The organism is Streptomyces sp. NPDC052682, from assembly GCF_040678435.1.
GTDB lineage: Bacteria > Actinomycetota > Actinomycetes > Streptomycetales > Streptomycetaceae > Streptomyces.
Map to the genome: position 1 here is coordinate 70,690 of NZ_JBFATS010000012.1, position 12,489 is coordinate 83,178.

At 75.9% G+C, this 12,489-nt stretch carries 8 protein-coding genes and 1 pseudogene; 5 read left to right on the plus strand and 4 right to left on the minus strand.

What is annotated here, in order from left to right; translation table 11 throughout:
• Positions 1 to 45: 45 nt before the first annotated feature.
• Both AB0K80_RS20350 and AB0K80_RS20355 read right to left on the minus strand, forming a co-directional pair.
• Positions 46 to 225 (minus strand): hypothetical protein, encoded by a 180-nt coding sequence (locus AB0K80_RS20350; protein WP_365671524.1) that lies wholly within the window; start codon positions 223 to 225, stop codon positions 46 to 48.
• A gap of 660 nt (positions 226 to 885) precedes the next feature.
• A complete protein-coding gene (locus AB0K80_RS20355; RefSeq protein WP_365671526.1) occupies positions 886 to 1,812 on the minus strand; it encodes a LysR family transcriptional regulator in 927 nt (308 codons plus the stop codon).
• A gap of 138 nt (positions 1,813 to 1,950) precedes the next feature.
• On the opposite strand from AB0K80_RS20355, the gene AB0K80_RS20360 reads away from it, so the two are divergent.
• Positions 1,951 to 2,646, plus strand: a complete 696-nt coding sequence (locus AB0K80_RS20360; RefSeq protein ID WP_365671529.1) for a type 1 glutamine amidotransferase domain-containing protein — start codon at positions 1,951 to 1,953, stop codon at positions 2,644 to 2,646.
• A gap of 38 nt (positions 2,647 to 2,684) precedes the next feature.
• Here the strand turns inward: AB0K80_RS20360 and AB0K80_RS20365 are convergent, their stop codons facing one another.
• Positions 2,685 to 5,141: a SpoIIE family protein phosphatase gene (locus AB0K80_RS20365; RefSeq protein ID WP_365671531.1), complete on the minus strand. Its 2,457-nt coding sequence runs from the start codon at positions 5,139 to 5,141 to the stop codon at positions 2,685 to 2,687.
• Positions 5,142 to 5,326: 185 nt separating this feature from the next.
• Between AB0K80_RS20365 and lanKC the strand changes: the two genes are divergently transcribed.
• The 4 genes from lanKC to AB0K80_RS20385 all read left to right on the plus strand — a co-directional run bounded on the left by lanKC (position 5,327) and on the right by AB0K80_RS20385 (position 11,884).
• A complete protein-coding gene (lanKC, locus tag AB0K80_RS20370) occupies positions 5,327 to 7,915 on the plus strand; it encodes a class III lanthionine synthetase LanKC (protein ID WP_365671533.1) in 2,589 nt (862 codons plus the stop codon).
• A gap of 125 nt (positions 7,916 to 8,040) precedes the next feature.
• Positions 8,041 to 8,154: a SapB/AmfS family lanthipeptide gene (locus AB0K80_RS20375; RefSeq protein WP_365671534.1), complete on the plus strand. Its 114-nt coding sequence runs from the start codon at positions 8,041 to 8,043 to the stop codon at positions 8,152 to 8,154.
• A gap of 98 nt (positions 8,155 to 8,252) precedes the next feature.
• Positions 8,253 to 10,010: an ABC transporter ATP-binding protein gene (locus tag AB0K80_RS20380; RefSeq protein ID WP_365671536.1), complete on the plus strand. Its 1,758-nt coding sequence runs from the start codon at positions 8,253 to 8,255 to the stop codon at positions 10,008 to 10,010.
• Positions 10,007 to 11,884, plus strand: coding sequence for an ABC transporter ATP-binding protein (locus AB0K80_RS20385; RefSeq protein ID WP_365671538.1), 1,878 nt, complete (start codon positions 10,007 to 10,009; stop codon positions 11,882 to 11,884). Before AB0K80_RS20380 ends, AB0K80_RS20385 begins: the two co-directional genes overlap by 4 nt.
• Here the strand turns inward: AB0K80_RS20385 and AB0K80_RS20390 are convergent.
• Positions 11,807 to 12,427, minus strand: a pseudogene (locus AB0K80_RS20390) (response regulator transcription factor); the annotation flags it as partial. The gene AB0K80_RS20385 and the pseudogene AB0K80_RS20390 overlap by 78 nt on opposite strands.
• Positions 12,428 to 12,489: the final 62 nt, after the last annotated feature.

Genomic DNA, 12,489 nt, shown 5'->3' on the forward strand with positions numbered 1-12,489 from the left:
CTTGTTTACTTGTTGATTACGCGGGGTTGCCGAGGCCGACGGCGGTCAGTCCTCGCCCCGGACGATGTGCCCCTCGGGTTCGGGGAGGGAGGTGGCGGGCGCACCGCGGTCCTCGACGGCGGGGAGCCAGGTCCGCAGGGCGGCCTTGCCCCGCAGCCGGCGGGCTCGCGCCCAGCCCGTCTCGGGCCGGCGGACGAGGGGCTGCTCACTGGTTTGTGAGGTCACGACAGATCATCTTCCTTCTGCTTCCGCTGCGGGGTCGGGTCCCCGTACGGGGCCCGGACAAACCCGCGAGGGGGGCGGCGGGGCGGGGCGCCACGGGCGCCCGCCCCGGCGGTGGTGCCGGGGGCCTCATAGAGGCCGAGCCCGGGTCCCGTTGGGCGCAGGTCCGAACTCTCCGTCCGAGCAGCGGGGCGCGGCCCCGACGGGCCGCGGACGGCGGCCTTGGGACCGGATCATCCGGCCCGGCCGGCTGCCGCCGACTCGCACGGCCTCCGGACAGGGGTGCCCCGTCCGCCGACACAGCGCGGCACGACCCGCCGACACGGCGCGGCACGGCCCGCTGGCGCGGCGCGGCAGGATCCGCCGACACACGCTGCACAGCCCGCCGACACGGCGCGGCACGATCCGCCGGGACAGCGCGGCACGGCCCGCCGACACAGCACGGCACGGCCCGCCGGCGCGGCGCGGCAGGATCCGCCGACACACGCTGCACAGCCCGGCAGCACAACGCGGCACCACTAACCCCGTACGAGAAGGCGTTGCGCGGGGTCGCGGAAGGGGGTGCGCTGTGACGTGGCGGGTCGGGTTGCGCCTATGCCCACCGGGCATGCGGGCCCCCTGGGCGACGGGGTTCTGCGGTTGCGCCCCGGGGAGATGCCCGGTTCACCAGGCGCGGGCCGCCTCCAGCAGGCGGTCGCGTACGAGGGTGACGTGCGGGTTGTCCGGGATGCCCGGCCGTTGCACCAGGAAGCCGGTGTTGATGGGGGTGTCCTCGGGCTCGTCGAGGAGGACCAGGGCACCGCGGGCCAGGGCGTCGGCGCACAGGTAGCGGGGCAGCACGCTGAAGCCCGCGCCGGCCGTGACCAGGGCGAGCACGGCCCTGAGGTCGGGCACGGAGACCGCGGCGTGGGCGGTCAGGCGTCTGCCGAAGACGTGCCGCCAGTAGCGGCGGACGATCGGCAGGTCCTCGGCGTAGGAGATCAGCGGCACGTCGTGCAGCGCGGCGGGGCCGTCGGCGGCGAGGCGGTCCTTGAGGCGGCCGGCCCAGACGGGCGCGGCCACCAGGACGAACTCCTCGTCCGTCAGCGGTGTCGCGGACAGCACGCGGCCGCGGGGCCGGGCCGTGGCGATGACGAGGTCGTGGCGGCCCGCGCGCAGTTCGTCCATGAGCGGATCGGTCAGGCCGGCGGTGACGCGCAGCCGTACTCCCCGGGTCACGAGCGGGGCCAGCGCGGGCAGGGCCCGGGTGGCCAGCAGTTCGGCGGGGCCGGCCAGGTGGACGGGCGCGGGCCGGGCGCCTTCGGGCGTGCCGTGCCCGGTGGCCGCGGCGAGCGCGTCGAGCGGGGCGGCGATCCGGGCCGCGAGCTCGTCGGCGACGGCGGTCGGCGCGACACCGCGCGGCAGCCGTTCGAACAGCTCGCGCCGCATACGCCGTTCCAGGGAGCGGATCTGGGTGGTGACGGTCGGCTGGGACAGCCCCAGCACCTGCGCCGCCGCCGTGAACGACCCGGACCGGTACACCGCCAGGAAGGTCCGCAGCAGGTTGAGGTCGGGCTGCCCGGCCGGCCCGGGCGGATCGCGGTGCGTCACACCGCCGAGCCTAGGGCACCCGGCCCAGGGACCCTCCTATGGACATTCCTATGGCAGACATTGACTCGGTCATTGGAAATGCGGGGGTCGGTGGTCCTACGTTCGAGACATCGTTCACAGCAGAGGAGAACCACCACCATGTCGAAGATCCTCTTCGTCGTCACCGGCGCCGACCACTGGACCCTGGCCGATGGCACGCAGCACCCCACCGGCTTCTGGGCCGAGGAGGCCGTCGCGCCGTACGAGGCGTTCCGGGCCGCCGGTCACGAGGTCGTCGTGGCCACCCCCGGCGGTGTGGTGCCCACCGTCGACCGGGCCTCCCTGGCGCCCGAGGTGAACGGCGGCCAGGAGGGCGCCGACCGGCTCGCGAAGGCGCTGGAGTCGTTCACGGAGCTCCAGCACCCCATCCGGCTGGAGGACGTGGACCTGGACGACTACGCGGCGGTCTTCTACCCCGGCGGCCACGGCCCGATGGAGGACCTCGCCGGGCACGCCGGCTCCGGGCGGCTGCTCATCGAGGCGCTCGAGTCGGGCAAGCCGCTCGGTGTCGTCTGCCACGGTCCGGCGGCGCTGCTGGCCGCCGTACGGGCGGACGGGAGCAACGCCTTCGCCGGCTACGAGGTGGCCGCGTTCACCAACGCGGAGGAGACCCAGGGCGGTCTGGCCGGCCGGGCGAAGTGGCTGCTGCAGGACCGTTTGAGCGAGGCCGGCGTGACCGTCCGGGCCGGTGAGCCCTGGGCGCCGCACGTGGTCGTCGACCGCAACCTGGTCACCGGCCAGAACCCGGCGTCCTCCGCGCCGCTCGCCGAGGAGCTGCTGAAGCGGCTCGGCTGAGCACACGCGCGCGTGCGGGAGCCGGCCGGCCCGGTGGCTCAGCGGCCCACCACCAGCTCGGCCCACACCTGCTTGCCGCCGCTGGCCGGCACCGTCCCCCAGGCCGTGGACACCGCCTCGACGAGGAGGATGCCGCGGCCTCCGGTGGCCTCCCAGCCGATGCTGGCCGGCTTGATGGGGGTGCGGGGCGAGGCGTCGGCGACCGCGAGGCGCAGCCGGTCGTCGAGGAGGGTCAGGTCCAGGCGGACCGGGCCGTCGGTGTGCACCAGGGCGTTGGTGACGAGTTCGGAGACGACCAGGAGCACGGGGTCCAGGCCCTCCCGCACGCCCCAGGCGCGCAGCGTGCGCCGGGTGAAGCGGCGGGCGTGCCCGACGGCCTGCGGCACCCGCCACACCGTCCAGCTCTCCCGCAGCGGGCGCAGCCGCATGCCGTCGTAGCGCATGAGGAGCAGGGCGATGTCGTCGCTGCGCGGGGCGCTGTCGAGCAGGGCGTCGGCGACGAGTCCGAGACGGCCGGGGTCGGAGCCGGACAGCTCCCGTTCGAGGCGTGCCATGCCCTCGTCGATGTCGGTCCCGGCGGACTCGACGAGGCCGTCGGTGGTGAGAGCGAGGACCGTGCCGGGCTGGAGTCTGAGCGGGCTCATCGGGAAGTCGGCCTGCCGCACCACGCCGAGCGGCGGTCCGCCCTCGGTCTCGGCGACCCGTGTGCTGCCGTCCGGGTGGCGCAGCACCGGCGGCAGGTGCCCGGCCCGCACGCACCAGGCGGAGCCCTCCTCCAGGTCGACGTCGACGTAGACGCAGGTGGCGAAGAGGTCGGTCTCCATGTCCAGCAGCAGGCGGTTGGCGCGGGAGACCACCACGTCCGGCGGGTGCCCTTCGGCGGCGTAGGCGCGCAGCGCGGTGCGCATCTGGCCCATGAGGGTGGCGGCGCCCGCGCTGTGGCCCTGCACGTCCCCGATGACGAGGGCGACGTGGTTCTCGGGCAGCGGGATGACGTCGTACCAGTCGCCGCCCAGCTCCAGCCCGGCGGTGCTGGGCAGGTAGCGGGCGACGGCCTTGGCGCCGGGCAGCCGGGGCAGGCGGCGCGGCAGCAGCTGGCGCTGGAGCATGCCGACCAGTTCGTGCTCGGCGTCGAAGGCCCGGGCCCGCATCAGGGCCTGGCCGGCCAGTCCGGCGGAGGCGGTGAGCAGGGCGCGTTCGTCGGCGCCGAAGTCGTGCGGGGTGTCCCAGCCGATGAGGCAGACCCCGGCCAGGCGGTTGCCGGCGGGCAGCGGCAGCACGGCGATGCCGCCGCGGCCGACGTCGGCGAGGGCGGGTTCCAGCGGGGCACCGGCGGGCCAGATGCGCGGGCGGCCCTCGCGCAGGGCGGCCGCGAGCGTCGGCATGGCGCGTACGGGCGCGTCGGGCCACTCGGTGCGCCACTCGCTGCGCCACAGCTCCGGCCAGGACTCCGGCTCGGGCGGGTCGAGGACGGTGACGACCAGCCGCTCGCTCTCCAGCTCGGCGAGCGCGATGCGGTCGGCCCGCAGCGGCCGGCGCAGCGCGGCGACCACGGCCTTGCCGACGTCGCGGACGGTGACCGCGGTGGCGAGGGAGGCGGCCAGACGCTGCACCCGGGCCACGTCGGTGATGTCCGCGCGCAGTGTGGAGGCGTCGGCGACGGTGCCGACCAGGCGGGCCGGGCGGCCCTCCCCGCCGGGCACCAGGCGGCCGCTGAGCCGCAGCCACCGGGGCGGCCCGGCGGGCTGCAGGACCCGGAACTCCAGCTCCCGGTCGCCGATGGACATGTGGTCGGCCTCGACCACCGACATCAGCGAGGGCAGGTCCTCCGGCACGGTCAGGCCGAGCAGGGTCTCGACCCGGCCGTCGAACTCGGCCGGGTCCAGGCCGAACAGGTCCAGCAGGCCGTCGCCGGCCCGGACGCGGCCGGTGTCCATGGCGAGGCTGAAGGCGTTCGGCTCGAGGTCCGTGCCCTCGGCGGCGACGGCCGGGGCGGGGCAGGCGACGGCCTCGGCGATGAGCTCCAGGCACTTGCGGGCGTCGGTGTCGAAGCCGTCGGGACGTTCGCTCACCGCCAGCAGGCAGCCGCCGCCGTCGCCGTCGCCGTGCACGGGCAGGGCCGCGAGGTGGAAGTCCCCCGTGGGGGCGCGGCGCGCATGGGGGTCCCCGGCGAGCTCCGCGGGGCCGAGCCACTCCGGCCGGCCGGTGCGGTGCGCCTCGGCCAGCGGGGACCGTCCGGTGACGGGATAGCTGTCGCGCACCCCGTACAGCGTCCTCGGCACGCCGGCGGACTCCACCAGGCACAGCGTTTCGCCGCCCTCGCCGGGCATGTACACGGCCACCAGGGCCGCCCCGGCGAAGACCAGTCCCTGTTCGAGGACGCGGCGCACCCGTTCGGGTGAGTTCTGATCGGCCGTGATCGCTCTGAGGGCACCTTCGGCACGCAGTGTGCGCGTGCCGCGTCCTTCGGCGCCCTGGTTTGCCACGTTGGCCATTACAGCGCTTATGGGACACCTGCGCAGCCTCTGTGGGCATTCCGTGGAGGCACCGGCGTGCGGCGGCTCGAAACGTACCGAACATCTCTTGACGCATGCGTTCCGCACGGGAAGGTCGTGACAGCCGTGACTGTCCGGGCCCGTCGGCCGGCTGGAAAGCTCGGTGCCGTCACGGAGGGGGACGCATGGACAAGCGGTACGAGGTGTACGCGCTGGCCGACCGGCACTTCTACGACACGCCGGACCGGCTGTCCCGCGCGGGGCAGCAGCAGGCGGCGCCGCTGTTCGAGACGGCACGCCGGCCGGTGCCCGAGGGCTGGGACGCGGCGCGGATCGGCGACTGGCTGACGCTGACGCCGCTCGGCCCGGACGGCGAGCCGGTGCCGGGTCCGGCACAGGGCTGGAAGATCCACGCCTCGGCCACCCGGGCCCATGCCGACGCCGTCGCGGCGATCGTGTGGGACTACTGCGTACCGCGCCGCATCCCGTTCAAGTTCGTGCCCGGCCCGCACCTGCTGCACCTGCGCAACACCAAGTACGCGCCGCGCGAGGGCAGCGGCAAGTTCGTCACCGTCTACCCGGACGGCGAGGAGCAGCTGCACCAGGTGCTGCGCGAGCTGGGCGCGCTGCTGGAGGGGTTCGAGGGGCCCTACATCCTCACCGACCTGCGCTGGGGCGAGGGCCCGCTGTACGTGCGCTACGGCGCCTTCGCGCGCTCGTTCGTCGTGGACGAGCGGGGCTCGCTGGTGCCGGCGGTACGCGACGGCGAGGGCAGACTCGTGCCCGACCGGCGCACCCCGTCCTTCCAGGTGCCCGAGTGGGTGACGCTGCCGGAGTTCCTCAAGCCGCATTTGGACGCGCGCAACACCACGACCGTGGGCGAGCTGCCGTACCGCATCGAGAAGGCGCTGCACTTCTCCAACGGCGGCGGCGTGTACACGGGGACCGACACGCGCACCGGCCGGAAGGTCGTGCTGAAGGAGGGCCGGCCGCACGCGGGCCTGGCCGCCGACGGCGCGGACGCGATCGCCCGGCTGGAGCGGGAGAAGGCGGCGCTGGAGCGGGTGGCGGGCACCGGGGTGGTGCCGGAGGTGCGCGACTGGTTCGAGCTGGGCGGGCACCGCTTCCTGGTGATGGACTTCGTCGAGGGCCGCCCGCTGAACTCGTTCTTCGCCGAGCGGCACCCGCTGCTCGCCCCGGACCCCGACCCGCGGCAGGTGGCCGCCTACACGGCGTGGGCGCTGCGGATCCACCGCAAGGTGGAGGAGGCCGTGGCGGCGGTGCACGCGCGCGGGATCGTCTTCAACGACCTGCACGTCTTCAACATCATGGTCGCCCCCGACGAGGAGTCGGTCTTCCTGATCGACTTCGAGGCGGCGGCGCCCGCCGAGGACAACGGCCGCCAGGTCGTCGCCCACCCCGGCTTCTTCGCCCCGCCGGACCGCCGCGGCCCCGACATCGACCGCTACGCCCTGGCCTGTCTGAGACTCGCGCTGTTCCTGCCCGTCACCACGCTGTTCGTGGTGGACCGGGGCAAGGCGGCCCATCTGGCGGAGGTGATCGCCGAGCAGTTCCCGGACGTGCCCCGCGCGTGGCTGGACGAGGCGGTCGCGGAGATCACGCGGGAGGTGTCCGGCCGGGCCCCGGCCGCGCCCTCCTCGCTGGTCGAGCCCGGTGACTGGCCCTACAGCCGCGACTCGATGGTCAAGGCGCTGCTCGCCTCCGCCACCCCGGAGCGCGCCGACCGGCTCTTCCCGGGCGACATCGTGCAGTTCTCCGACGGCGGCGGGCTCGGACTCGCGCACGGCGCGGCCGGGGTGCTGTACGCGCTGGACGCGGTCGGCGCCGAGCGGTACGAGGAGGGCGAGCGCTGGCTGCTGGCCCGGACCGCACCGCCCCCGGCCGGCACGCCGCTCGGCCTGTACGACGGTCTGGCCGGCGTGGCGTACGTCCTGGAACGGCTCGGTCACGTCCAGCGCGCGCTGGACCTGGTGGAGTCCGTCCTGGCGGAGCGCTGGCAGAACCTCTCCTCCGACCTGCACGGCGGGCTGGCCGGACTCGGCCTGGTCCTGGGCCATCTGGGCGACCGCACCGGCGAGAGCGCTCTGCGGGAGCGCGCCGACGAGGCCGCCCGGATCCTGGTGCGGCGGCTGGCCGAGCCGCCCCCCGACTCCCCCAGGCGGCGCGCCGGACTGCTGCGGGGCGCGAGCGGGCCCGCGCTGTTCCTGCTGCGGCACTACGAACGGACCGGCGACGCGGCGCTGCTCGAGGCGGCCGGCACGGCACTGCGCCGCGACCTGGCGGTCTGCGTGACCCGCGAGAACGGTGCCGTGGAGGTCGACGAGGGCTGGCGGACCCTGCCCTACCTCGGCGACGGCAGCGCCGGGCTCGGCATGGTCCTCGACGACCACCTCGCCCACGCCCCGGACGTCAGTGGGGAGTTCGAGGCGGCCCGCGCCGGCGTCCTGACAGCGGCCACCTCCCGGTTCTACGCCCAGCCCGGGCTGTTCCAGGGCCGGGCCGGAATGATCCTGCACCTGAGCCGCACGACCACGCCGGGCGCCGACGTCGACCGCCTGGCCGACCAGATCGCCGGGCTCGGCTGGTTCGCGATGGCGTACGAGGGCCGGCTGGCCTTCCCCGGCCATCAGATGATGCGGCTGTCCATGGACCTCGCGACCGGCACGGCAGGGTGCCTGCTGGCACTCGGCGCGGCGCTCGACCCCGCGTCCGGCGCCCACCTGCCGTTCCTCCCGCCGCTGCGGCGGCCCTGAAGACGCGGCTCCGCCACCGGCGGGGCCGTGACACCACCCCACGCGCTCCGCGATCCGGCGGAGCCGTGACCACCACCCCGTCCCCACGGATGATCACGGACGGACACCGAAAGGAAGGGAACACCATGGCACTTCTCGACCTGCAGGCCCTGGAGTCCGAGGAGCAGATGACCGGCGGCAACAGCACGGTCAGCCTGCTGTCCTGCATCAGCGCGGCCAGCGTTCTGCTCTGTCTCTGACGCACGGCGCACCCTCGAGGCCCCGGGCGGTCGCTCCCTCGCGGAGGGACCGCCCGGGGTCCGTGCACGGCATCCGATCCCGGAGGCGAAAGGGCCGTATGACGACGCCAGGCGACACCGACCCGGCGGCCCGGCACGCCCGCGCGCTGCTGCGCGACGCCACCCGCTCCAGCGGGCCGCACTGTGTGGCGCTGTGTCTGGTGAGCATCGCCGCGACCGGGGCCGGGCTGCTGCTGCCGGCCGCGCTGGGCCGGACCCTGGACCTGCTGCTGGCGCACGCCCCGGCGACCCGCTGGGTGCTGTACTGCACCGCACTGGTGCTGCTGCTCGCCCTGCTCGACGCGGCGCAGACGGTCCTGACCGGCACGGTGGACGCCCGTACCGCCGCAGGGCTGCGCCACCGGCTGACCCGGCACGTCCTGGGCGTCGGTCCCCGGGCCGCCGACCGGTTCGGCTCCGGCGACCTCGTCGCCCGGCTGGTCGGCAACGCCGCCCAGGCCGGCACGGCCCCCGCCGCCCGCGCCGCGCTGCTCGCCGGGCTCGCCGGTCCCCTCGGCGGCGTGGTGGCGCTCGGCCTGCTCGACTGGCGGCTCGCGGCCGTCTTCCTCACCGGAGCCCCGGTGCTGGCCCTCCTGCTGCGTGCCGTGGCCCGCGACACCTCCGCCTGCGCGGCGCGCTACCAGCGCGAACAGGGGAGGATCGCGGCCGCGCTGGCGGAGGCCGTCGAGGGGTTCCGCACCATCCGCGCGGCCGGTACGGCGGACCGGGAGACCGGCCGGATCCTGCGGCCGCTGCCCGACCTGTCCCGCGCGGGCCACCGCATGTGGCGGGTGCAGGGGCGGGCCGCCGGCCAGGCCGTCGCGGTGGCCCCGCTGCTCCAGCTCGGCGTCGTCGCCGTCGCCGGTGTGCTGCTGACCCGGCGGAGCCTGTCGGTCGGCGAGGTGCTCGCGGCCTCCCGGTACGCGGTCCTCGCCACCGGCGTCGGCGTCCTGGTCGGCCACCTCGCGGGCCTGGCCCGGGCCCGGGCGGCGGCCCGGCGCCTGGGCGAGGTGCTCGCCGAACCCGCGACCGAGCACGGCGGGCGGCGGCTGCCCGAGGGGCCCGGCCGGCTGGAACTGCGCGGCGTGACCGCCCGGCGCGGCGGACGCACGGTCCTCCACGGCGTCGACCTCGTGGTGCCCGGCAGGACGACCCTGGCGGTCGTCGGCCCCTCCGGCGCGGGCAAGTCCCTGCTCGCCGCGCTCGCCGGGCGGCTGGCCGACCCGGACAGCGGGGAGGTGCTGCTCGACGGCGTCCCGCTGCGCGACCTCACCCACGCCGACCTGCGCCGCGCCGTCGCCTACGCCTTCGCCCGCCCCTGCCTGCTGGGGGACACCGTCGAGGACGCCATCGGCCTCGGCCTGCCGTGCCCCTGCCCCGCCCGCGTCCGGGAGGCGGCCCGCACGGCCCGCGCGGACGACTTCGTGCGCCGCCTGCCGAAGGGGTACGCCACCGCGCTCGCCGACGCGCCGCGCTCCGGCGGCGAGTCCCAACGGCTGGGCCTGGCCCGCGCGTTCGCCCACGGCGGGCGCCTGCTGATCCTCGACGACGCGCTGTCCAGCCTCGACACGGTGACCGAACACCACATCACCCGGGCCCTGCTCGGCGACGGCCCGCGCGGCACCCGCCTCCTGGTCGCCCACCGCGCCGCCACCGCCGCCCTGGCGGACGCCGTCGCCTGGCTGGACGGCGGCCGGGTGCGGGCGGTGGGCCGGCACGAGGAGCTCTGGGCGGTCCCGGAGTACCGGGCGGTGTTCGGGGAGGAAGCGGCCGGGGCGGAGACCGCCGGCGTCCTCGGCACGGGAGTGCCGCGGTGACCGGCCCGGTTTACCGGCGCGGCCTGCGGTTCCTGCGGCGACGGTGGCTCGTCCTGCTGCGGCTGGGCGGCTGGTCCGTGCTGGAGAGCGCCCAGACCTTCCTCCTCGGGTACGCCCCGGCCCGCGCCCTCGACGACGGTTTCCTGCGCGGGCGACCGGGCACCGGGCTGGCCTGGCTGGCGGTGGCCGGTGCCGGTGTCCTCGTCGGCGCGTGGGGCACCGCGCGCGTGTACGCGGCCGTCGCCGCGCTCGTCGAACCGCTCAGGGACCGGCTCGTGACCCGGGTGGTCGCCCGTGGGGTGCGCACGGGGGAGGCGGGGACGCTGTCCGGGCTGACGCAGCAGGTGGAGATCGCGCGGGACACCTTCGCCGGGCTGGTGATGGTCTCCCGGTCCTTCCTGTTCACCGCCGCCGGCGCGCTGGCCGGGCTGTTCTCGCTCGCCCCGCCGCTGCTGCTGGTCGTCGCGCCGCCGCTGCTGGCCGGAGTCGCCCTGTTCGCCGTGACCCTGCGCCCGCTGGCCCGCCGCCAGGAGGCGTTCCTCGTCGCCGACGAGTCCCTCGCCGGGCAGCTGGCCGCCGTCGCCCCGGGGCTGCGGGACATCACCGCTTCCGGGGCCGAGGCGCGGATCGCCGACGGCACCGGGCAGCGGGTCGAGGCGGAACTGCGGGCGGCCCGCTCGCTGGCCCGCTGGGGCGTGGTGCGGGTGGCGTCCCTGGCGCTCGGCGGACAGCTGCCGATCGTGCTGCTGCTCGTCACCGCGCCCTGGCTGCTCGCCCACGGCGTCTCCCCCGGCGCCCTGGTCGGCGCCCTCGCCTACGTCACCCAGTCGCTCCTGCCGGCCCTGCAGCACCTGGTGCACGGCCTGGGCACCAGCGGCTCCCGCCTGGCGGTGGTGCTGCGCCGCCTGGTGGCCGACGACGCGGGGAGCGGACCGGAACGGCACAGCGACTGCGCGAGCCCCGCGCCGCTCCCCGCCCCCTGCCCCGCTCCCCCGGCCCTGTCCCTGTCCCGCGTCACCTTCGCCTACGGCCCCGCCAGTGCCCCCGTCGTCCAGGACCTCGACCTCACGCTGGAGCCCGGCACGCACCTGGCCGTCGTCGGCCCCAGCGGCATCGGCAAGTCCACGCTGACGGCCCTGGTCGCCGGTCTGCTCACCCCCGCCCACGGCACGATCCGGGTCGGCGGGCACCCGGTGCCCGGCCCCGAGGCCGCCGCCCTGCGCGTGCTGATCCCGCAGGAGGCGTACGTGTTCACCGGCACCCTCGCCGAGAACCTGGGCCACCTGCGCCCCGCCCCCGTGCCCGAGGAGGAACTGCTCGCCGCGGCCGAGGCGGTCGGGCTCACGCCGCTGCTCCAGCGGCTGGGCGGGCCCGGCGCCCCGGTGGACCCGGCCGCGCTGTCGGCGGGCGAACGGCAGCTGATCGCACTGACCCGGGCCTACCTGTCGTACGCCCCGCTCGCCCTGCTCGACGAGGCGACCTGCCATCTGGACGCCCGGACGGAGGCGCGCGCCGAGCGCGCCTTCGCGGCCCGGCCCGGCGGCACGCTGGTGGTCGTCGCGCACCGCGTCAGCTCGGCCCGCCGCGCGGACCGGGTCCTGGTGATGGACGGGCGGGACACGGCGTACGGCACCCACGACGACCTCATGCGGTCCTCGGCCCTGTACCGGGATCTCGTCGGCGGCTGGGCACCCGTACGCCCGCCGGGGCGGTCACAGCCAGCCCTGCCCCTGGGAGATGCGGATCGCGTCGATGCGGTTGCGGGCGCCGGTCTTGCGGGTGATGGCCGCCATGTAGTTGCGCACCGTCCCGTGGGACAGGTGGAGGCTTCCGGCGATCTCCGCGATGGACGCCCCCTTGGCGGCGAGGGATAACACGCTCAGTTCCCGGCGCGTCAGCGGCATCTCGGCGGCCTGGAGGAAGGCGAAGCCCAGCGAGTCGCTGACGAAACGTTCCTTCTGGGCGACGCGGCGTATGCCGCGCACCAGGTTCTCCGGGGAACCCTCCTTGTCCACGTAGCCGAGCGCCCCTGCCTCCACCGCCCGTCTCAGCAGGCCTGGCCGGTTCGCACCGGCCAGCACGAGCAGCCGGGGGGAGGCACCGTCCGCGCCCGGCGGGCACAGGTCGCCCAGGGGCGGGATTCCGTAGGTGTCCGAGCACTCCAGGTCCGCGGCGCAGACGTCCGGCCGCACGGACCGCACCCGGCCGGCCGCGCCCCGCCACGGGGTCTCCTCCACCGTCAGGTCGGGTTCGCGCCGCAGCCATTCCGCCAGTACGGATCGGACCAGACACTCGTCGTGCACCAGAAGCACCCGGATCACTGCCACCCCTTCAGCTGCGGTACGCCGTTCATGGTGTTGAGCGCGTGCCCCATTGTTCGTGACCATGACCGCCCGTGGGCGCGGAGATCCGGCCATCAGGGTGCGCGGGGGCGCGCACGCGGCGCCCGGGCACCACGGCGCGCATCGACTGCGGTGGC